At 61.8% G+C, this 21,089-nt stretch carries 22 protein-coding genes; 11 read left to right on the top strand and 11 right to left on the bottom strand.

Going from position 1 to position 21,089, the window contains the following annotated elements:
* Positions 1-201: 201 nt before the first annotated feature.
* Positions 202-1,449, bottom strand: a complete 1,248-nt coding sequence (locus HGO38_RS02785; RefSeq protein ID WP_250954383.1) for an MFS transporter — start codon at positions 1,447-1,449, stop codon at positions 202-204.
* Positions 1,450-1,709: 260 nt separating this feature from the next.
* Here HGO38_RS02785 and HGO38_RS02790 point away from each other — a divergent pair, with 260 nt between their 5' ends.
* The 6 genes from HGO38_RS02790 to HGO38_RS02815 all read left to right on the top strand — a co-directional run bounded on the left by HGO38_RS02790 (position 1,710) and on the right by HGO38_RS02815 (position 6,903).
* The gene (locus HGO38_RS02790; RefSeq protein ID WP_250954384.1) at positions 1,710-2,933 is read left to right on the top strand and encodes an acyl-CoA dehydrogenase family protein; all 1,224 of its coding nucleotides are present in this window, start codon (positions 1,710-1,712) and stop codon (positions 2,931-2,933) included.
* 14 nt (positions 2,934-2,947) lie between these two features.
* Positions 2,948-3,706, top strand: coding sequence for a carboxymuconolactone decarboxylase family protein (locus tag HGO38_RS02795; protein ID WP_250954385.1), 759 nt, complete (start codon positions 2,948-2,950; stop codon positions 3,704-3,706).
* A gap of 1 nt (position 3,707) precedes the next feature.
* The gene (locus tag HGO38_RS02800; RefSeq protein WP_250954386.1) at positions 3,708-4,412 is read left to right on the top strand and encodes a dienelactone hydrolase family protein; all 705 of its coding nucleotides are present in this window, start codon (positions 3,708-3,710) and stop codon (positions 4,410-4,412) included.
* 123 nt (positions 4,413-4,535) lie between these two features.
* The gene (locus HGO38_RS02805) at positions 4,536-5,381 is read left to right on the top strand and encodes an SDR family NAD(P)-dependent oxidoreductase (protein ID WP_250954387.1); all 846 of its coding nucleotides are present in this window, start codon (positions 4,536-4,538) and stop codon (positions 5,379-5,381) included.
* 3 nt (positions 5,382-5,384) lie between these two features.
* Positions 5,385-5,939 (top strand): carboxymuconolactone decarboxylase family protein, encoded by a 555-nt coding sequence (locus tag HGO38_RS02810; RefSeq protein ID WP_250954388.1) that lies wholly within the window; start codon positions 5,385-5,387, stop codon positions 5,937-5,939.
* Positions 5,940-6,048: 109 nt separating this feature from the next.
* The gene (locus tag HGO38_RS02815) at positions 6,049-6,903 is read left to right on the top strand and encodes a fumarylacetoacetate hydrolase family protein (protein ID WP_250954389.1); all 855 of its coding nucleotides are present in this window, start codon (positions 6,049-6,051) and stop codon (positions 6,901-6,903) included.
* 89 nt (positions 6,904-6,992) lie between these two features.
* Here HGO38_RS02815 and HGO38_RS02820 read toward each other — a convergent pair whose 3' ends face one another.
* From HGO38_RS02820 to HGO38_RS02845, 6 genes are all read right to left on the bottom strand, one after another.
* Positions 6,993-7,748 carry a maleate cis-trans isomerase family protein gene (locus tag HGO38_RS02820; protein ID WP_250954390.1) on the bottom strand — a complete coding sequence of 252 codons (756 nt, stop codon included), beginning with the start codon at positions 7,746-7,748 and terminating at the stop codon, positions 6,993-6,995.
* Positions 7,749-7,815: 67 nt separating this feature from the next.
* Positions 7,816-9,309: a bifunctional 3-(3-hydroxy-phenyl)propionate/3-hydroxycinnamic acid hydroxylase MhpA gene (gene mhpA, locus HGO38_RS02825; RefSeq protein WP_250954391.1), complete on the bottom strand. Its 1,494-nt coding sequence runs from the start codon at positions 9,307-9,309 to the stop codon at positions 7,816-7,818.
* A gap of 16 nt (positions 9,310-9,325) precedes the next feature.
* Complete coding sequence (locus HGO38_RS02830; RefSeq protein WP_250954392.1) at positions 9,326-10,774, bottom strand: MmgE/PrpD family protein; 1,449 nt, start codon at positions 10,772-10,774, stop codon at positions 9,326-9,328.
* Positions 10,775-10,805: 31 nt separating this feature from the next.
* The gene (locus HGO38_RS02835; RefSeq protein WP_250954393.1) at positions 10,806-12,110 is read right to left on the bottom strand and encodes a TRAP transporter large permease; all 1,305 of its coding nucleotides are present in this window, start codon (positions 12,108-12,110) and stop codon (positions 10,806-10,808) included.
* Positions 12,111-12,174: 64 nt separating this feature from the next.
* On the bottom strand, positions 12,175-12,711 hold the full coding sequence (locus HGO38_RS02840) for a TRAP transporter small permease (protein WP_250954394.1): 537 nt from the start codon (positions 12,709-12,711) through the stop codon (positions 12,175-12,177).
* Entirely contained in the window at positions 12,708-13,727 is a 1,020-nt protein-coding gene (locus tag HGO38_RS02845; protein ID WP_250954395.1) for a TRAP transporter substrate-binding protein, read from the bottom strand. Before HGO38_RS02845 ends, HGO38_RS02840 begins: the two co-directional genes overlap by 4 nt.
* A 140-nt stretch (positions 13,728-13,867) precedes the next feature.
* Between HGO38_RS02845 and HGO38_RS02850 the strand changes: the two genes are divergently transcribed.
* The 5 genes from HGO38_RS02850 (at position 13,868) to HGO38_RS02870 (ending at position 17,584) form a co-directional block, all read left to right on the top strand.
* The gene (locus HGO38_RS02850) at positions 13,868-14,314 is read left to right on the top strand and encodes a GlcG/HbpS family heme-binding protein (protein WP_250954396.1); all 447 of its coding nucleotides are present in this window, start codon (positions 13,868-13,870) and stop codon (positions 14,312-14,314) included.
* A gap of 92 nt (positions 14,315-14,406) precedes the next feature.
* Positions 14,407-14,940, top strand: coding sequence for a VOC family protein (locus HGO38_RS02855; protein WP_250954397.1), 534 nt, complete (start codon positions 14,407-14,409; stop codon positions 14,938-14,940).
* Positions 14,941-15,060: 120 nt separating this feature from the next.
* Positions 15,061-15,996, top strand: coding sequence for a fumarylacetoacetate hydrolase family protein (locus HGO38_RS02860; RefSeq protein ID WP_250954398.1), 936 nt, complete (start codon positions 15,061-15,063; stop codon positions 15,994-15,996).
* Positions 15,997-16,123: 127 nt separating this feature from the next.
* Positions 16,124-16,918, top strand: a complete 795-nt coding sequence (locus tag HGO38_RS02865; RefSeq protein ID WP_250954399.1) for an IclR family transcriptional regulator — start codon at positions 16,124-16,126, stop codon at positions 16,916-16,918.
* A gap of 123 nt (positions 16,919-17,041) precedes the next feature.
* Positions 17,042-17,584, top strand: a complete 543-nt coding sequence (locus HGO38_RS02870; protein ID WP_250954400.1) for a carboxymuconolactone decarboxylase family protein — start codon at positions 17,042-17,044, stop codon at positions 17,582-17,584.
* A gap of 105 nt (positions 17,585-17,689) precedes the next feature.
* Here HGO38_RS02870 and HGO38_RS02875 read toward each other — a convergent pair whose 3' ends face one another.
* From HGO38_RS02875 to HGO38_RS02890, 4 genes are read right to left on the bottom strand one after another with little or no spacing between them, the layout of a single operon-like run.
* Positions 17,690-18,784: a branched-chain amino acid ABC transporter permease gene (locus HGO38_RS02875; protein WP_250954401.1), complete on the bottom strand. Its 1,095-nt coding sequence runs from the start codon at positions 18,782-18,784 to the stop codon at positions 17,690-17,692.
* Between the two features lie 7 nt (positions 18,785-18,791).
* The gene (locus HGO38_RS02880; RefSeq protein ID WP_250954402.1) at positions 18,792-19,655 is read right to left on the bottom strand and encodes a branched-chain amino acid ABC transporter permease; all 864 of its coding nucleotides are present in this window, start codon (positions 19,653-19,655) and stop codon (positions 18,792-18,794) included.
* On the bottom strand, positions 19,642-20,364 hold the full coding sequence (locus HGO38_RS02885; RefSeq protein ID WP_250954403.1) for an ABC transporter ATP-binding protein: 723 nt from the start codon (positions 20,362-20,364) through the stop codon (positions 19,642-19,644). Before HGO38_RS02885 ends, HGO38_RS02880 begins: the two co-directional genes overlap by 14 nt.
* On the bottom strand, positions 20,364-21,083 hold the full coding sequence (locus HGO38_RS02890) for an ABC transporter ATP-binding protein (protein WP_250954404.1): 720 nt from the start codon (positions 21,081-21,083) through the stop codon (positions 20,364-20,366). The genes HGO38_RS02885 and HGO38_RS02890 overlap by 1 nt, the downstream gene beginning before the upstream one ends.
* Positions 21,084-21,089: the final 6 nt, after the last annotated feature.

Here is a 21,089-nt window from a genome sequence, read left to right on the forward strand (position 1 = left end):
CGGGGAGGTCCCGAAGTCCGGGGGCCGCAACACCGGGCACGTCAAGGCCGCCGGTTCCGTGGTGGTTTCGGTCGGGTGGATCTTCGAACCATCTGCCGAAACGGCAGGAGGCCGACCTGGTTTTCACCAGTGCCGACCTCCTTGCTTGGGAGCAAAACAGTGCTTTGCGGGGCTGGGCCGTTGGTCACGGCCCAGCAGCGATCATCGGGTTGGTGCGGGCGTTGCCTCCGACACGAACACCCGGCGATTGCTCATCATCAGCAAGGCCCCAGCGACATTCATTCCGGCAATGGCCAGAATGCTCGGAATGTAGGTCTGGGTGAGATCGAACAGCTGGCCGACCACGAAGGGCGCGACGGCGCTGGCGATCGTCATCATGGAGATTGCAAAGCCCGAGACCGACGCAAACTGCCGGGCCGGAAAGGTTTCGGCCAGCAGGGCCATCGAACTCACCTGGACCGCGCCATAGCCGGCGCCCAGCAGAACGGCGTAAGCATAGAGCATGAAGGTGTTTTCGGCGTAGCCGAGTGTCAGAAGACCGATGGCGAAGACGAGGAGGCCGCCGGTCAGGATATTGCGGGTGCCGAAACGGTCGCCCAGAGCGCCGACCATGAAGTTGCCGAGCAGCGTGGAGGCGGCCATCAATGACAGCGATGCTGCGGCGGCAGAGGGGGAGAAGGCGGAATCATGGAGAAGTGCCTGGCCGTGGGCGATGTAGAGCGAACTTCCGGCCCCGGCACTGACGATGCAGAGAATGACCAGCCAAAGCGCGGGCGATTTGTAGATTGATCCTTTCGGCTCCGGTGCGGAATCGGGCTGCGCAGTCTTGTCGACGCCTTCATTGCGAGCTGCGGACGGCGCATCGCGTACGACGAAGACGGCAAGACACAAGGCAAAAGCTCCGACGGCGATGAAGACAAGCCAGCCGGCACGCCAGTCGCCCTGGGCAATGACACTGCTGATCAGCGGCGCGGCGATGAAACCGCCCACGCCCATCGTCGCATAGAGGGTTGCAAACGCGCGGGCCTGCTTCTTGTCGAACCACGCCGCGACGCAGGCCTGATTGGCAATGAAGCCGCCGGCACTCATGGCCAATCCCATCAGGATGCCGAAGGCGAAGATCACCTGCCACGGCTGTTCCACCCAGAAGGCCATGGCGCTCGCACCGACGAGCAGCAGGAAGCTGCCGGCGATCAGCACGATGCGTGGTCCATAGCGGTCGACCGCCGAACCGATCAGCGGCGCCGTCAATCCGGTGACGGCCATGTTGACCGAGACCAGCAGGCCCAGCAGGCTGCGGTCCCAACCGAGCGACGTCACCATGGTGGTGTTGATCACGCTTGCGCCATAAATGGGGAAAGCCGCATTCATGCAGAGGATGAGCGCGCAGGCGCCCAGGATCACTCGGTCATACCGAGGATGGGTGGAATTCAATGGAGATAAGCTCATTGGTCGACCTCTTGATGTCGAAAATGTTCCGTATATCGGAGCCGGGCGCAACTAACCATTTAACCGCGCAGCGCAAACACTAGAGCGTTCCCAGGCGACAAGCATCTTGGCTTCTGCAGGCGTCCGGCAGATGTATCAGGGTACACATACCGGACGTTGGGTCGTCGCAGCTTGTCGATCTTGCACCGTGGGTCTCAAATCAATCCCAGGAGAGCACCCGCCGCAATTGCGGGTGCTGGTGCGGAGGATGAGGTGCGCCGATGGTCAGTCTTGAACGACGTTTTGAAGCAGAGGGCTTGCTACCGCCGGAGCCCAACCTGCGACCGGATGAGATGATTGCGCGCGCGACGTCGATGATCGGCACGCTGCGCGCCCGCCAGGCGGATGCCGAAGCCGCCGGCCGCCTGCTGGACATCACCCATGAGGAGTTCATGCAGGCGGGGTTCTATCGCATCGTGCAGCCGCGGCGGTTCGGTGGTTACGAGTTCGACCTGACAACTTACGTCCGCGTCATGATGGAAATTGCCCGCGGATGTCCGTCGAGCGGCTGGGTTCTGGCGCTCGTCTCGGGTCATCCGATCATGCTGGCCGACTTCAGCGACCGTGCGCAGATCGAAGCCTATGGCGATGACGGCGATTATCGGTGCCCATCGGTGGGCTCGCCCGTGCCGGTGAAGCCGGAAGAAGGCGGCTACCGCGTCAGCGGGGGCTGGGATTACGCATCGGGTTGCGATGTCTCGACCCACGCGATGGTCAGTGGGCTGACACCGGAACCCGATGGCAGCATGACGCCGCGCCTGATGCTCGTCGATCGCCGCGATTTCGAGATCGTCGACAATTGGCAGATGATCGGCATGCAGGGGACCGGCTCACGCCGGGTGGTCGTCAAGGATCTGTTCATTCCGGAGTATCGGACTGCTCCGATCGTCATGTGGCGCGGCGAACGTGGCGCGGCTGTGCATCCTAACCCGATGTATAACGGTCGCAAGGCATCGTATTTTGCCATCGAGCTTGGCGCCGTCATTGTCGGCGCGGCCAAGGGCGCGCTCGACATCTATGACGAGATCTGCCGCAGCAAATCCATGCGGTTCTCGCCGAAGCAGCGCCTGTTCGAGAGCCACGAGTTCCAGCAATATTACGGGGACGCGCAAACCAAACTCGATTCCGCCGAGGCGCTGCTGCTAAAGATAACCGAAGGCTATCTTGAAGCCTGCAAGTCGCACCAGGAGACCAATCAAGGCTTCAGCGAGGAGACCGACCGGCGGCTGTTTGCTGCTGCGCAGGAGGCCTGCCGGCTTGCCTGGGATGCGCTGGAAATCATTTTTACCACGGCCGGCACCAGTGCCGGCGCCAAACAATCGCAGCTGGCGCGCATCTATCGAGACGCCTCCGTGCAGAAGACGCATTTCGTCGAGCAGCGGTCGCGCACCGCGGTCAATGCGGCCCGCCTTCACTTCGGGCTCGCCCCGCTGACGCCGTTCTGATCGCGATGGACACGATGTTGACATCAGCAGGTGCGCCGCTCGATCCGGATTGGGTCCGTGCGGAATTCAAGCGGCGGCGCGGGCATTGGCATGATGACTGGGAAGCGATGCTGTCCTACTCACCGGCCTATGTTGCCGCCTATCTCGATTTTTCCGCCTATTCCAGCGAACACGGCACCATCCCGCCGAAACTGCGCGAACTCATCTATGTGGCGACGAATTGTTCGCCGACGCACATGTTCGAGAAGGGGTTCAAAAATCACGCCCGGCAGGCCCTGGAGCTCGGTGCCACCCCTGCGGAGCTTCTCTCCGTGGTCGCAACGGTCAGTGCGATCGGCATCCACTCCTATCTGCTGGTTGCTGCCGCCGTGGAAGAGTTCGCGCCAGGCCAGGTGGTCGCTGACGCAGGCCATGTGGAAAAGGTGCGCAAAGACCATCTCGCCGTCTTCGGCGCGGTGCTTGACGAGGTCAATGCCGGGATCGCGCTCGATCCACGCTTCTATGCCTGCTGGCTCGACTTTGCGGCCGCCCCGACACGGGGCCCCCATGCGGCGCTTTCGTTGAAGGAGGCACACCTGATCGCCCTGGCGGTCCATGCCCAGGTGACGCAGCTCAATGGAACCGGCGTGCGTCATCATGTGCGGGCAGCACTGGAGCATGGAGCCAGCGCGCAGGAGGTTCTCGATGTCTGCAGGCAGATCTCGAGCATGGGGATTCACGCCATGGTGTTTGCCCTGCCGATCATCAACAGCTTGAAACAGGGAGGTGTTTGACATGCAGGGCGTGGAGCGGCGTTACGACGCCGGGGGTGTCGAATGTGTGGGTTACTACGCGGCCGGGGACAGTGCCGCCAAGGTCGGCATTCTGTTGCTGCATGAGGCGCCCGGCCTCGGGCCGCATATGCGTCGGCGTGCCGATCTGCTGGCCGGTCTGGGTTACCATGCCTTCGCTGCCGACTTGCATGGAGGAGGGCAGTTGGTCCAGACGCCGGCCGAGGCACGGGTCCTGGTTGGCGCGCTGAAAGCCGACCCCGATCTCCTGATGGCACGGGTCGAAGGAGGGCTCAGAGCCCTGACGGAGGCCAGCCGGTTGGATGTCGAGGACATCGCGGTCGCCGGCTATTGCTTCGGGGGGTGGTGCGGTCTGGAATTTGCCCGCACAGGCGTACCCGTCAGAAACGTCAGCGTCTTTCACGGCGGGCTCACCAGCGAGCGCGGCGCCGCAGCCTTGAAAACCTCAGTGCTTGTCTGTGTCGGCGATGCCGACCCTTTCTCACCGATGGACCAGATCCGTGGCTTCCAGGAGGAAATGAGCAGCGCCGGCGTCGACTACCAGCTCTGCCTGTTCGGGGGCGTCGGACATGGTTTCACCGATCCCGACATTCACGGCGCCGGTCCCGGTTTCGGATACAGCGCCAAGGCAGATGCCGGCTCGTGGAGCGCCTTTGTTACTGCGCTGGGACAAACACCGACCGCCTAGAGCATTTCGGAAAAATCCGTCCAGCGGGGTCCCGTATGGACGCTTGGAAAGACAGATCGATAGAGCGTGTTCGTGTGTCGGCGACAGACGAAGACCCTCACGTTTGAACATAGGATTCAGCTGATGAAACTCGACGGAAAATTGGTGCTCATAACGGGTGCGGCGACCGGGATCGGTCGGGCGACGGCACGACGCCTCGGCCAGTTGGGGGCTCGCGTCGTCATCGTCGACTTGAACGGGGAGGGCGCTGAGGCGGCTGCCAAGTCTGTCCCGGGCGGCAAGGCGCTGGCGTTTCGCTGCAATGTCGCAAACGACCAGGAGGTCGCCGATTTGCAGCGGGAGGTCGAGAGCACCTGCGGCGCCGTCGACATCCTCATCAACAATGCGGCCAAGCCTCCGGTGACCGGATCCATCTTGAATACCGAACTCGATCAATGGCGCGAGGCCTTCGATATCAATGTGCTCGGTTATCTTCGCACCATCCGGGCCTTCGTGCCTGGCATGCTGGAGCGCAAGGCGGGACATATCGTCAACACATCTTCCGCATTGGCGCTGCTTCCCGATCCACCGATCCGCTTCATGGGGCCGTATATCGCCTCGAAAGGTGCACAGCTGTCGATGAGCTATGCCTTCGCGCATGCCTTGAGCGGAACCGGCGTTGGCGTTTCGGTCTTCTGCCCCGGCATTACCGCCACGGCAGAGATGCCGGGAGGCGTTCCGCCCACGCCGCCGCCGGGGATGCCGGCTCCGGAAGAGTTTGCCATCGGCGTGCCGAAGCGCCGCACGGTGCGGGTTCCGGCGGAACATGCGGCAAATGTCCTGATCGACGGTCTCGAACGGGACGCCTTCCTGATCTGCTCGCAAACCGGTTATCAGCCCGACCTGATCGCGTTCGCAACGGCGGGCTACGATCCGGCATCGATCGTCGGCGAGGCGCTTGGCGAGTTGTCCAGAAGCGTGGGGAGATAGCCCATGGGGCGGATAAAATATCTTTCGCCGGAAGACCTCGCGCCGGAGCACCGCAATATCCAACGCATGACGTCGAATATCACGCGGGCGGTCGCCCATAGCCCGGTGCTTGCGAAGCTCGTCGCGGCCAGGGGCATGTATTTCCGCCATGAAAGCGGGCTGAATCCCCGTCTGCGGGAATTGGCGATCCTGCAGGTCGGCTACACCACGCGCTCTGCCTATGAATGGGCCCATCACGTGGATGTGGCACTGTCCTTCGGGGTAAGCCCGGACGACATCCGCGCGATCGCCGTGGAGAGTGACGGCGGCACCTCAAATCTTGAGCCGCTCGCCCGAACCGTGCTGGCCGCAACCAGAGAGCTGACTGACCACATCACGCTTTCCCAGGAGAGGTTCGATCGTCTCGCGGAAGCCCTCAGCAGTGAACACCTCGTGGATCTGCTCGTGACGATCGGCGAATATATCGGTCTCGTCCGCGTCATGGCGGCCATCGAGATCGATCTCGAGCCGGAATATGTCCCGCGTCTTCTGGAGTTCCCGCTCCCTCAGGCCCGATGACTTCCATCCCCGACAAAAGCGGATGGCGTCTCAGCCGCTTTTGTCCCGGCAACCGACAGCAAAAACAGCGCCGTCCTGATAACAGGCGGCTTCAATAGGAGTGCTTACAATGAAACTGCTTACCTTTGAGATCCAGAACCGCATAAGCTTCGGCGCGGTTGTCGATGATGGCGTTGTCGATCTGGGCCGAAAGTTCGAAGGGCGCTACGCAGATCTCTTGGCTGTCCTCGAGGCGCAGGCCTTGCCCGAACTCGAAAGTGCATCCGTCGGCGCCAAGCCCGACTACCTGTTGTCGGATATTACGTTCCTTCCGGTCATTCCCAATCCCCCGAAAATCATCTGCATCGGCGTGAATTACGAGGCTCACCGCTCCGAAATTGGCCGGGATCCCAGCAAAAAGCCTATGGTTTTCGCACGGTTTGCGGCCACTCAGATCGGCCACATGCAGCCGTTGCTGGCGCCGCCGGAATCCCACACATTCGACTACGAAGGCGAGATCGCTGTGATCATCGGCAAGCCCGGCCGGCGAATTTCGCAAGAGGACTCCTGGAGCCATATCGCTGGCTACGCGCCCTACAATGACGGCAGCATTCGCGAATGGCAAGGGCATACCGCACAATGGCTGCCGGGCAAGAACTGGTATCAGACGGGCGGCTTCGGACCCTGGATGTCGACGCGCGGCGAAATTCCCGACAATGCGCCGCTGCAATTGCTCACCCGCGTCAACGGCATGGAGGTGCAGCGCGCCGACGCCAGCCAGATGATTTTCTCGATCCCGGAGATCATCGAATATTGTTCGACCTTTATCCCGCTGCAACCCGGTGACGTAATCGTGACGGGAACGCCCGGCGGTGTGGGCGTTCGCCGCTCGCCGCAATTGTTCCTCAAGGACGGAGACGTCGTCGAGGTGGAAGTCTCGGAGATCGGCATATTGCGCAATCCGGTTCGGGCGGAGAAAGCCTGATCGATGATCCAACCATAGACCGGATGCGGCCTTACGGCCGTATCCGATCTATTCTTCGCAAGAGATCCCGTCTCTTCGTCAATATGGCTTCAATAGGCGCTCAGGAGCTTGCCGAAACCCTCGACGGGCTGCTTGTAGCCGATCTCACGCAAACAATGCCAGAGCATGGCCTGGTTGCTGGTCACAACCGGACGTCCCAGCTCCCGTTCGAGACGATCGATGATCGGTGTCACGTGGATTGCGGTGCAGCTGAGGAAATAGGCGTCGGCGGTATCATCCCGATGTGCGCGGGCAAGTTCCACCCACTCGTCGGGCGAAACCGACGCCATGCCGTTTCCTTCCTTCAGATCGAGTCCCGTCTCGCTCAGGACTTCAATGCCGTAGTGCTTGAGGAACTCGACTTCCCGCAGGTTTACCGCCTTCACATAGGGCGTGATCAGGACGACGCGTTTCACGTTCATGGCCTTGAACGCGGCCAGCAGCGCATCGGCCGTGGTGGTTGCCGGCCGTCCGCAGGCGTCGGTGATGCGCTGCGAGATTTTCGAGCCCATGACGGGATCGAAGGTGGACACGGCCGTGCAATTGAAGACGATGAGATCGACACGGGCATCGGACAGCAATGCCGACGCTTCCTCGATCTTGTCGGTCATCCCCAGCAATTCTTCCCGCGTCGATCCGGCAAGCTTCAACCGCGTGGTGAGGACGGATATCCCCGACGGCAGCATCGCCGATAGTTCGGGCTCCGCCATCGGATTGCTCGACGGCAACAGCATGCCAATGCGCAATGGTTTGCGGCCGGCGTCCTGCGTCTCGCCCCTGACGGCTCGTGTATCAACAGTTGACATCATTTTCTCCATTCGTGAATTTCATGTGATCAAGGTCCAGGTGAAGGCCATCCACCGGGCAATCCCTTCAACTGGGTTCCATTTTCCGCTCGAAGATCGGCAGCAGTTCGCAGAGACGCTCCAGGTCTTCGGTCGTGTTCGCCGTGCCCAGGATGTAACGGTCGGGCCGGATGATGACGCTGCGCGCACCGATCTTGTCCAGGTAGTCCAGGCCTTCGCCGGGGAGGTAGAGCAGGTCGGCGTCCTGCCAGCGCATGCGTGTCGCATTCGATACTTTGTCGAGCAGATCATGGTGGCCGAGCACAACGAAGCGATGGCCGACCACGTCGTCCAGCGGACGTCCATCGGAAAGGATCGGCTGATGGGAGATCGTCCCGGCCGGTGCTGGCGCTGTCCCGTGCAATCCTGGCCCGAGCCTTGGATTGATCGAGGTGATCAGCCGCTCGCTCTTGGCCAGATCCTCATCCCTCTTGCGCGCCTGTTCAGGATCGGTCGTCTGGATGATGCTGCCGATCTGCATGGCATTTTCGATGAACAGCCGGACATGGGGCGACCGTTCCGCCTCATAGCTATCGAGAAGCGCGTGTGGCGCCTTGCCCTTGACGACGCTTGCGAGTTTCCAGGCAAGATTGGCGCTATCCCTAATTCCGGCGCAGAGGCCCTGGCCCAGGAAGGGCGGCGTCTGGTGTGCGGCATCGCCGGCAAGCAGGACCCGACCTTTGCGCCAGGGTGCGGCCATTATGGCATGGAAGAAATAGGCGACCGAACGTTCGATGTCGGCATCATCCGGTGTCAGCCAGGGGCTCAACAGAGCCCAGGTTCCGGCCGGTGTCACAAGCTCGCGCACGTCGTCGCCCGGCATGACCATGAATTCCCAGCGGCGCCGGTTGCCGACGCAACGCATGAAGGTCGTCGGACGGTCCGGGCTGCAGAACTGCACCGTGCCATCGGTCAATCCTTCGACATTCCGCTTCATCAGCAGATCGACGACGATCCATTGCTCGTGGCTGCCGAGATCTTCAAGCTCGCTGCCGATCATGCCGCGAACGGGCGACCGTCCGCCGTCGCAGCCGACCAGGTAGCGACCCCTGACGGTGTCGGTCTCGCCCGTCTTGCGCGTCCGGTATTGCGCGACAACGCCATCTTCGTCCTGTTCGAGTGCAATGACCTCACAGCCGATCAGCACCCGCGCGTCCGGAAAACGGTTGAGGCCTTGCCGCAGGGCGATTTCCAGCGCCGGCTGGTGAAAGCGATAGCTTCCATGCCAGTTCTGCGGACCGATCTCGGCCGGACGCGGCCATCTGAGGATGACCTCGTGCTGCGGGTTGATGAAGGTCATGCCGGGATTGACGTGGGTATCGGGTTTGATCTTGTCCGCCAGCCCGATGGATTGAAAGACGCGCATCACCTCGCCGTCGAAATGGGTGGCGCGCGGCAGAGTATACATCGTCTCGTCCGCCTCGATCACGCAGACGGACAGATCCATGGTGCACAGCAGGTTCGCCAATGTGGCGCCTGTCGGGCCGAGCCCCACAATGATAACGTCAACAGGGTCTGTCATAGAATTTCCTCTCCCGTTATGCAGCCGGTACGGTTCCGGTGCCGTGTTCTTCATCCAGACACATGTCCGGCACCGCTCTTGATATCAGCGTCACGTCGATGGCGGTCATCATGCGGGCCAGCTCGCGCCCGGCGGTCGGATTGTCCAGGTCCAGGCAGCATTGCTCAATTCGCTCGGCCTGGCTGTCGGTAATGATGCCGCGTACGAGCCGGCGAAATTTATTCCGCGCCGAAACAAGATCGAACGGCTTGTCGGGGTCGCCGAAGGCATTCGATACGGCGATCGAGGCAATCACGGTGTCGTTGACGAACAGATCGAGTGTCGCTGGGTAATGCTGCGGACACAGGTGCGCCAGCGCGGCGTCAGCGACGACCTCGACCTTTTGGACAAACTCCATAACGGCTGCCGCGGTCACCGCATCCGCCCGCTCGATATCGAGCAGATCATCAGGCCGGAACGCAGCCAGCGCAAGGTTGTAGCCGCAGCTGGTGATGCGGGCGAGGCGGCTCAAACTGACATCACGGTGGCCGATCATGCTGGCATGGGCCGGGGGAACCCTGACCACGACCTTGGTCAACGCATCCAGCGGAATTCCCTGCCGAAGAAGCGTTTGAAAGCCGTCGATCGCCGCGATGGCGTGCTTGGCAGCGCAATAGGGCTTGATGCTCGTGCCGAGCACGGCAGGCCGATCGGCGAAGAAACTCAGGAGCGGTGCTTGCGACAGCTGGATGCCATGGCTTCTGCCCGGCCATTCGCCGTTAAGAAGGTTCCTGTCGCCGTTGAAATCCTGCGCGGCGCTGAGGGCGGCAAAGCAGCCGGCCTTTGCGGCAAGGCCGGCCAGCAACCATCGCGCCGAGGTGCCGACGCTGCCAACGACGCCGCCGCTGACGCTGCCGCCGGGTCTGCCACTGGCCGTGGAGAGCGCAATCGCCAAGGCATGTGCGGTCCGCTCCCAATCCAGGTTCAAAAGCTTGGCCGTGACTGCCGCTGCCGTCACCGGCGCCAGCAGGTAGGTGGGCCAGATCCCCTTGTGCAGGATCTCAGGCCCGGACACCGCTTCACCAAGGCGGGTCATGACTTCGTAGCCGGCGTGGAGTGCGTCGATAAACAGGGCGGCGTCCGGGCGTTGCTGCAGATCGGTCGCCAGGGACAAGGCCGTCATGACGACAACGGCGCCGGGCGTCGTGCAGGAGGGCATATGCACATCATCGACCTCGCTCAGTCGCGCCGTGGCGACGCGGAGTGCAAGGGTGTCGAGCGTCGATGAGGTCAGCGGGGCGGCCGCCTCTCTTTCGCTGTTCCGAAGCCGCGACAGATGCTGGCCTTCCCGTGTCGCCCGTCCGGCAATCCAGGCGCCCACAGTGTCGAGCACGTGGATGGCAAGGCCGTCCGATGCATGAGCGTCCCGAGAATAGGCCGCTCCTGCAGAAATCCTTTTTGAAATGTCATCGATCAAAATGTTCATCTATGGATTCCCTGTGAGGTTCTAGGCGAACCTAGCTCCGTAGCCATGTGAGGGGCGCAAGCACGATTTGCGGGAACAGAGCAAGCAGGACCAGAAGAATGAGGTCGGCGATGATGAAGGGGACAACGCCTCGGTAGATTTCAGACAGCCTGATCTGCGGAGCGAGCCCGTGAATGATGAACACGCCAAGACCGATCGGCGGGATGATCAGGCCGAGTTCGACAATCAGCACATTCATGATGCCCCACCAGATGGGGTCGTAGCCAAGCTCGACGATCACGGGCAGCACGAAGGGCAGCGTGATGATCATCGCCGAGATTTCGTCAAACACGGCACCGAGGACCAGATAGGCCGCCAGCAATCCGAAGACGATCAGGATCGGCGGCGCATTGACCAGGCCGATGGCGTCGACAAGGCTTTCCGGCACGCGCGCCAAGGTCATGAAGTAGCTGAACACCGATGCCCCGGCGATCACCATGTAGACCATCACCGCCACATTGGTGGCGTCGAACATGCCGGAAAAGGTCGCCTTGAGGTTGAACCGCGACCTGACAAGGGCAAAGGCGACCGTCAGGACGGCGGCCACCGATGCGGCTTCGTTGACGGTGAAGATGCCGCTATAAAGACCGCCGAAGACGCAGACGATCAGGGTGAGGGCGGGCGCGGCCTTGCGCAGGAGAATTTTCCGTTCGGCCCAGGCCACCGGCTCCAGGATGGGTGCCATTTCCGGGTGGCGCCGGGTGGTGACCCAGATCGCTCCGAGATTGAGCAGGATGACCAGACAGACGGGAACGATCGCAGCGAGGAAAAGGTCGAGAATGAAGGTATTCGTGGCAATGCTGTAGAGGATCATGACGAGCGACGGAGGAATGAGCGCCTTGAGAGCGCCACCCGCGGCAATCGATCCTGTCGCCAGTTGCGGCGAATAGTTGCGGCCCAGCATCTCGGGCAGGGCGATCTTGGTAAATGTCGCCGTGGTCGCCGTCGAGGAGCCGCAGACGGCGCCGAATGCCGCGCATCCCGCAATCGTCGCATAGGCAAGCCCGCCGCGGCGGTGGCCCAGAAAGGACGCCGCGACGAGATAGATGTCCCGGGACAATCCCGCCGATGTGGCACAGATGCCCATCAGCAGAAACAGCGGGACGACGGCCATGTCGACGCTTGTCATGGATGCCGCCGGATCGCCCACCAGCAGCGTCAGCGCGGATGTCCAGGACGTCTGCAGGGCGAACGCCGTGACGCCGACAAGCATCATCGCAATGGCGATCGGAATTTTGAGGATGATGAGCACGAACAGCACAAGAAAGCCGAGGGCGCCGATGTATAAGGGATCCATGATTGCCTTTCCGCAGCGCGTATCACCGAGATCGGGGGCGTGCAGGGTTTTCGTATCGGGCGGTTCAATCCGCCGTGTGATCTGGGAGCGGCGATGGTCGCCGCTCACTCCTTATGTCTCCCAGCAGTTCCAGGACGACGACGAACTGGACCACGACTGCCATCCACAACAAGCCGTCGATGACGAACCAGAAGGGAGCGCGGGGGTAGCCGAGCATCGGTGTCACTTCGCCTGCGGCCAGGAAGTTGCGGGCGTTTTGCAGAAACTGCCAGGCAAAGACGGTCATGAATGCCAGGGTCACGAAGCCGGCGAACAAGGCGAGCAGACGTCCGACTAGCGGCGGCACGATCCCGTCGATGAACGTCACCTCGATATTGGCGCGCTCCAGAAAGGCCAGCGGTATGAAACTCGCCAGCGATACCCCGACAATCATCCCGCCAAGATCGCGGACGATATCGATCGGGTTGTTGAAGAGGGATCGGCTGGAGCCATCCAGGAGCGTCGCAACCGCAAAGCCCATGAGGAGGACCACGCCGGCACCCGCTAAACCATTCGCGAGGTGCCGGATGAACCGGGCAGGGACCGAGTTTGACACGCTCATCTCACCGGCCGGTCTGCGCGAACCTCTTCCAAGGTCTTCTGGAGGTCGGCCAGAAGTTCCTTGTTATGAGGGTCCTTGGCGGTGAACTCATCGATCACGTCCTTATAGATCGTCTTCAGTTCTGCCATTTCGGCCTCTGATGGGTAGACGACGGTCTGCTTCGGATCGGCTTTGAATTTTGCCACGGCCCGGTCGTTGGCGCCGCCTGTTGCCTCGATCCAGCGATCCGCCATCCATTCACCGCCGTATTTGCGCAGGATCTCTTGCGCCGGCGCTGGCAGGGACTCGAACTTTTCCTTGTTCATCAGCACGGCCAGCGGGGCGTTGCTGAACCGGCCGTAATAGTGGTGGCTGACGACGCGATCGATGCCGTAGTCGACGACCGGCGCCGATTGCATGGCGGTTCCTTCGACCGTTCCGCGGGCAATCGCCTCGACCGTTTCAGGCGTGGGGAGAACGACCGGTGCAGCGCCCAGGCGGCGCAGCGTGAGCGCTTCCGTCGGGTTGGTCGCCCGGATTTTCTTGCCCGCAATGTCCTTGTAGGACGAAATCGGCACGTTCATGTGAATGCCGGATGGGTCGCCGCCGAATGCGCCGAGCACGACGAAGTCGCTGTAGCCCTTCAGCTTGTCGGCAGCGACGAGGCGCGTGAAGGTATAGCTCGACTCGGTGATATTGCTGAAGATGCCGGGCAGTTCCAGCACGCCATTGTTTGGAAACCGACCCGCAGATTGTCCCAGCGTCGCGAAAGCGATGTCAGCAACACCATCCAGCACGACCTGCGGCTGCTGGCCAGCGTTGCGGCTCAAAGCGCCGTTCGGGTAGCCCTGGATCTCGATGATACCCTTACCGTCAGCGTTGACGGCTTCCATGAACGGACGGAGCACGCCGGTCCATGTCGAGTCGGTGTCGGCGTTGAAGAACGCCAGTTTCAATTGAACGGGTTCCGCCATTGCAGCGGAAGCGGCCAGGCCCAGCACGGAAGCCAGGCCCGCTGTCAGAATGCGTTTAAACATGAACTCCTCCCAGAGTGATGTCGCCGAGAACCGGGGACGAAAAAAGGATTGCCACGGCTATTCCGGAATGTCAATCAATCTAGTAATGTGAGATTTGGATAAATTTTAGATCCAGTCGTTTTTTTTGGGAGGACGCGAGAATGCATATGAGACCACACCTCAACGAGGCCGATGTAATCCTGATGTGCGAGGCTGCACGCGGGTGCGCTGCAGCAAATGGCTGGCGCGTGACAATCGCCGTGGTGGACGAGGGCGGAGCGCTTCTTCGTCTTGAGCGAATGGACGGCACTGGAGCGGCAAGCAGTGACATCGCCACGGGAAAAGCGAAAATGGCCGCAATTTCTCGGCGAAAATCCAAAGATATGGAGGAGCGAATCGCGGAAAGGCCGGTTTTTCTCAAGCTTTCATATGGCTTGCCGATTCAGGGCGGACTGCCGATACTGTTCGAAACGTGGTGCCTGGGTGGGATTGGCGTGTCCGGCGTCCAGTCTCATCAGGACGAGCTTATCGCGCAGGCAGCCTTGGATGCTTTGCTGTCGAGCGCCGCGGTTCCCCTGCCGGACAGAGTGATCGACGCGAATAACTAAGTTGACCAAAATCTCATAGTATGAGATAGAAATGTAATCCGATCACGGGAGTATCGGGTCTTTGTCAAAAATTGATTTGTCGGGAGGTACATATGCAGCAGGTCTCCATCAGCCATGTCGGGCTGTTCGTCCATGATCTGGCGCTCATGCTGGACTATTACACCAAGGTCCTCGGGTTCATCGTCACGGACGAGGTTCCGGGACGGATGTGCTTCTTGAGCCGAAACCTCGAGGAGCACCATCAGGTGGCGCTCTTCACCGGCCGCACGGCGGATACGCCGCAGGTGCAGCAACTTTCGTTCCGGCTGGATACGCTGGAGGAGGTGCGCGAAGTGCATCGCCGGCTGGTCGAAGGCGGAACCAAGGACATGAAATGCGTCAGCCACGGCATTGCCTGGTCGATCTACTTTCCGGATCCTGAAGGTAACCGCCTGGAATATTTCACCGACACGGAATGGTACGTCAAGCAGCCTTGCGCCGATCCGGTCGACTTCACCCTTCCGGCGGATGAAATCTATCGGCTTTCCGAGGCCCGCAATCGCGAGCATGACGACTTTCAGCCCCTGCAGCAGTGGCGTGATCGCTTCAATGAGAAGCTGAAGAAGAAGATGGCCGAGTCGCTCTGACGCGTCATTGCTTCCCTAACGGTTCAGCGCTTCGGCGCGCAGTCTCGGCCCGGTCGCGGGCCGCTACTGGCTTTCCATTCCCTAGCGCATTCAGCGGCGCCAGCTGAGAGATCTCAATCCATGAAACTCGCATTTTTTGATTCCTACAAACTCGGCGTGGTCCGGGGCGACAGCATTTTCGACGTCTCTTCCGTTGTCCAGGACATTCCCCATGTGGGGCCGCATGACCTGATGCGCGGATTGATCGAGCGGTTTGACGCCTATCGCGGCAAGCTGGAGGCTGCGGCCGATGCCGGCGTGCCGATCGCCCTGTCGTCCGTGCAGCTCCAGGCGCCGCTGCCGAAACCCGGCAATATCGTGTGCATGGCGGTCAACTACATGGAGGATGGCACGCTTGCCGAAGCGCCGGCGATCAACGCCTTCCACAAGGCGCCATCCGGCGTGATCGGGCCGGGCGGCACCATGGTCCTGCCGGACATGCCGGCGAAGACATTCGAGGGGGAAGCCGAGCTTGCTCTGGTGATCGGCAAGCGGGCGCACCAGGTTCCGGCCGACAACTGGCGCGACTATATCTTCGGTTACGTCAACTTCATCGACGGCTCGGCGCGTGGCACGGTCCCGGACAAGAACAATTATTTCCAGATGAAATCCCGTGATACCTTCGCGCCGATCGGCCCGTGGATCGTCACGGCCGACGAAATCCCGGATCCGCAGGCTCTGCAGGTCCGGCTTTGGGTCAATGGTGAACTCAAGCAGGATTTCAACACCAGCGACATGGCGCACAAGATTCCGCGTTGCATCGAGTGGCTGAGCCATATCCAGGCTCTGGAACCCGGAGATGTCGTGGCGACCGGCACCAATCACCGCGGACTGAATGCCTTTCAGGACGGGGATGCCGTCGAGCTGGAAGTCGAAGGGCTGGGCCGCCTGAAGATCGGCGTGCGCGATGACCTGAAGAGAACCTGGCCGCGCGATACGCGCGTCGACCTGATGGCCAAAGGGGTCAAGGGACCGGCAATCCAGCTGACTGGGAAATATGCCCCCGTCAATCCGTGAACGGCGCGAGGCAGGGGAGGCGCTGCAACTTGCACGCCTTCTCATCCCCGTCTAGCTTGGTTTCTGACGTTCGGGTTCCTGCGATGGCTCTCACCGATCGGCGCAACAGATCTACACGCGAGCACGTATGTCCAGTCTCACGAAAATGCTTCTCATTCTTGACCTGTTTTCGGTCGAGAAACCGATCTGGTCCGCAGAAGAGATCATCCAGCACTGCGGCCATTCGCGCCCCACAGGCTATCGCTATGTCAAGGAGCTGTGCGACGCCGGTTTGTTGCGGCGCGCAGAGGGGGGCTATTCTCTCGGCCCGCGCGTGATCGAAATGGATTATTACATCCGTCAGTGCGATCCGCTGCTCAACGCGTGTCGGCCGATCATGGTCCGCATCGCCCAGGAAACCGGCTGCGACGTGTTGCTCGCCAGCATGTACGGCTCGAAAATCATGGCGGTTCACCAGGAACTGGCCCACGAAACCGGTCAGATCGCCTTTGGCCGGGGCCGCCCGATGCCGCTGTTTCGCGGTGGTGGTTCGAAGATCCTGCTGGCGTCGATGAGCGCCTCCCAACTCCGGAAGCTGTATGGGCAGCACAGCGCAGAGATAGCGGAGGCGGGCCTTGGCGCGACATGGTCGGAATTCCGCAAGCAGTTGTTGCAATACCGCAATGACGGTCATGTGGTGTCGATCGGCGAACTCGACCCCAATGCCGCAGGCGTCGCCGTTCCGGTCCCGGTCGACGATGCGCTCGATCCCGCGGCCCTGGTGATGGTCACCACCCGGACGCGCTTCAATCTCATGGAGAAGGCATTGCTGATCGATATCGCCACCAATGCGGCGCGGCAGATCGAAACGTCCATGCGCGGACAGCGCGACACGATCACACGGGCCCAGCCACAATCCGGCGACCAGACAGAGACGCTCTGATCGATCGGATTTTTTGGTCGCAGGTCGGCCTTCCGAAACCAGACACTTTTTTACGCTCTGCGGACGCGCCCCATCGCGGGCGGCGCCCGTCACCTTGCAAACAAAGCATCAGGAGGTCCGTGCATGCGTCTGACCGATCTACAATTTCAAGACATGTCACCCGCTCAGCAAAGCGTCGTCGAGGAGGCCACGTCCGGGCGACGGGGTCATGTCCCGGCACCACTGCGGGCGTGGATCCACAGTCCGGAACTGGGTGCCAGAGCGCAACGTCTCGGCGAATTCGTCCGCTACGAGACGGAACTTGGTGCGGCTCTGTCGGAGCTGGCTATTCTTCTGGTGGCGCGCGACTGGGGGGCGATTTACGAATGGGATGTTCACAAACGGGAAGCTTTGAAAGCCGGTGTCGAACCGCAGGTCATCGAAGCAATCCGCACGCGCTCAGAGCCCGTCTTCGGAAGCGATAAAGCCTCGATTGTCTATCGCTATGTAAAGAGCCTCCTGGAAACGCGGTTCGTCCCGGACGCGCTGCACGCTGAGGCATTGAACGCGATCGGAGAGGCCGGTTTAGCCGAACTCGTCGGGATCGTCGGCTATTACGCTTTCGTGGCGATGACGCTGAATGCCTTCGAAATCGGCGTCGAGCAGGGGTCTGGAGAATTGGAATAAGCGCGTCCGCGAGGCTACGCCCAGGGATACGATCTGATCCTGCGACAGATGATGGCGGCATGCGGTGATGACCTGGACGTCCCGCGCTACGGTGGCGCGACACGCTCAGACCTCTTTTTCCGGTCCACCCTTCAGGAGACGGCGGACGGGGAAGAAGGCGATGCCGGTGCGTTCCGAAATCAGCCCCCACAGCCCGCGCGGCGCAAACAGCATGGTCGCGATGGCGAGCCCGCCGAGAAGCAGCAGATACCATGAGCCGTAATCGGCCAGCAGGTTCTGCAGCAGGAAGAAGACGATGATCCCGAGGATCGGACCTTCGATCGTGCCGATGCCGCCGACCACGACGATGAAGAGGACATAGGCGGTCCAGTCGGTGAGCGAAAAGGCGGCGTCCGGCGAGAGGCGCGCCTTCTGGAGATAGATAAGCGCGCCGGTGATCCCTGTCAGGAATGCCGTCAGCAGATAGATCGTCAATTTGAGCCGACGGGCATCGACGCCGAGCGCCCTGGCGGCGATCTCGTTGTCGCGCACCGCCGCAAGACCGAGGCCCTGCTTGCTGCGCAACAACCGATAGACGATACCGATGGTGAAGGCGGCCATCAGCAGCGCCAGCCAAAAGGTGATCGCATCCAGCGCCACGGCAGGCTTCATGGCGAACAGATCGCCGACGGCCGAGACGCCGATCATGTCTCTTACCGCCTCGCGCGGCAGCGAGGTGCCGGTGCCGCCGCCCAGCACCTTCCATTGCGCAAACAGCAGCCGGCCCACCTCGGCGATCACCCAGGTGCCGATGGCAAAATAGGGACCATAGAGACGGAACGCGAAGAAAGCGGTTGGCAGCGCCACCAGAACGGCGAAGATTCCGGCCAGCGGAACGGCGAGAAGCGGATCGACCCCGAGCAGGATGACCAGGCCGAACAGCGCATAGGCGCCGCAACCGACGAAGAGCTGCTGGCCGACAGAAATGAGCCCCGCATAGCCGGCCAGGAGGTTCCAGCTTTGCGCCAGCGTCAGCATGGTCAGAATGAAGAAGAGGTCCTGCACAGTGCCGCGCGACACGAAGAAGGGCGCAACGGCCAGCACGAGGACGATCAGCAGCGAAAAGCCCATCGCGATTGATGACAGCCGCGTCCGCGTCTCGATCCGCCAGCGGCGGGTGCCGAGGTCCGGGTTTGTCGTGATGTCGGTTCCGGTGGTCATGGTGTCCTCAATCATCGGCGCGGGGGAACAAGCCGCGCGGCCTGACCAGAAGCACGAGCAGAAAGGCGATATGGCCGGAGAGGATCTGCCATTCGGGATTGATGGAAGCGCCCAGCGTCTGCGCCACGCCCAGAACGACACCGCCGGCCAGCGTACCCCAGAGCGAGCCGAGCCCGCCGATGATGACCGCCTCGAAGGCATAGATCAGCCGCGCCGGTCCGGCGGTCGGATCGAAATTGGCGCGGGTGCCAAGATAGAGGGCGGCAACCGTGACCACCACCATGGCAAGCCCCGTGGCCATGGCAAACATGCGCTGCGGGCGGATGCCCATCATGCCGGCGGTCACCGGATCGTCGGAGGTGGCGCGAAAGGCCCGACCAAGGGCTGTCCGATAGATTAGCCCGTTCAGGGCAATGATGACGACGATGGCAGAGGCGAAAGTCATCAGCGGGATGACGCCGACACTCAAGCCGGCGACGGACAGCGACGCCGATTCCAGCGTTCCGACCGAAATGCGGCGGCTGTCGGCGGTGAACGCCTCCAGAAGGCCGTTCTGGATCACCACCGAGAGCCCGAAGGTGACGAGCAGGGGCGGCAGGATGTCCTTGCCGAGCGTGCGGTTCAGCAGATAGGTCTGCAGCAGCCAACCGGCTGCGAACATCAGCGGTGCAGCAATCAGCGCTGCGAGGAAAGGATTGATGCCGGTTGCGGCGACCAGAACGAGGATCAGGAAAGAGGCCAGCACGATCAGGTCGCCATGGGCAAGGTTGACCAGGCGCATGATGCCGAAAACAAGGCTGAGGCCGGCGGCGAAGAGGGCATAGAGCCCGCCCAGCAGCACGCCCTGGAGAACGGTATCAAGCCAGTTCATGCGTATCGGCTCCAAAATAGGCGGCGTGAATGTCGTCGCGGGCAAGGTCTGAGGGACGACCGGTCAGGGTGATGCGCCCCTCCATCATGCAATAGACGCGATCTGCCACCTTCAAGGCCTGGTTGATGTCCTGCTCGACGATCACGAGGGCGGCACCGGCCGCGCGGATGCGCGGAAAGGCGGCGTAGATGTCCTTGATGATTACTGGCGCCAGGCCCAGGCTCAACTCGTCGCACAGCAGAACCTCCGGGTTCGACATCAGCGCCCGGCCGATCGCCACCATCTGCTGCTGGCCGCCGGACAGCGCCGTGGCCGGCTTCGAGCGGCGCTCCTTCAGAATGGGGAAGAGTGCGTAAACGCTGTCGAGCGACCACGGCCCATCCACCTTGCGGCCATACTGGCCAACCTGGAGATTTTCCTCGACCGTGAGCGAGGCAAAGAGCTTGCGACCCTCCGGCACCAGCGCGATGCCGCGTGCCACCACATCGGGGGCGGTGAGATTGCCGATCGGCGTTCCGCGATGCCAGATGGCATCGGCAGCCGATGGCAGAACGCCGGCTATAGCGCGCATCATCGTCGATTTTCCGGCGCCATTGGCGCCGATCACCGCAATGGTTTCGCCGGCCTCCAAGCGCAGATCGACGCCGAACAGTGCCTGAAAATCACCGTAGAAGGCCGTCAGCCCCCGCGTTTCCAGAATGCTGGTCATCACACCTCCAGTCCGAGATAGATTTCGCGGACTTCACGCGAGGCCATGATCGCCTGCGGCTCGCCGATGCCGATCACCCGACCGAAATTCAACACCAGAATGCGTTCGACGACGGCGGTCAGGGCATGCAGCACATGCTCGATCCAGATCACCGCGACGCCGCGCCGGTGCACCCGCTGGATGGTGGCGACGAGTTGCCGACATTCGCCCTCCGTCAGCCCGCCGGCGATCTCGTCAAGAAGTAAAAGCTTCGGCTTGGTGGCGAGCGCCCGGGCCAGTTCCAGCCGTTTGCGCTCCAGCAGGCTCAACGAGCCCGCCAGCGCGTTGGCTTTGGCGATCAGGCCGGTCTCGACGAGAATGTCGGCACAAAAATCGGCGACATCCCGCTCGCTGGCCTGCTGACCGAAGGCCCCCGCCACCAGCAGGTTTTCATAGACCGTCAGGCGTTCGAACGGCTGCGGGATCTGGAAGGTTCTGCCCATGCCGGCGAAACAGCGCTGCATCGGCGGCATGTTGGTGACCTCGCGCCCGTCGAAGCGGATCGAACCGCTGGCCACCGACAGATTGCCGCTGATCAGGTTGAACAGGGTCGACTTGCCCGCACCGTTCGGCCCGATCACGCCGAGCGCCTCGCCCGGCTGCACGGCGAATTCGATATTCTCGGCAACCACGATGGCCCCAAAGGATTTTGACACGCCACTCAGTTCAAGGATCGGCATTCACAA

It is taken from the genome of Rhizobium sp. CG5 (genome assembly GCF_023701945.1).
Taxonomy (GTDB): Bacteria; Pseudomonadota; Alphaproteobacteria; order Rhizobiales; family Rhizobiaceae; genus Allorhizobium.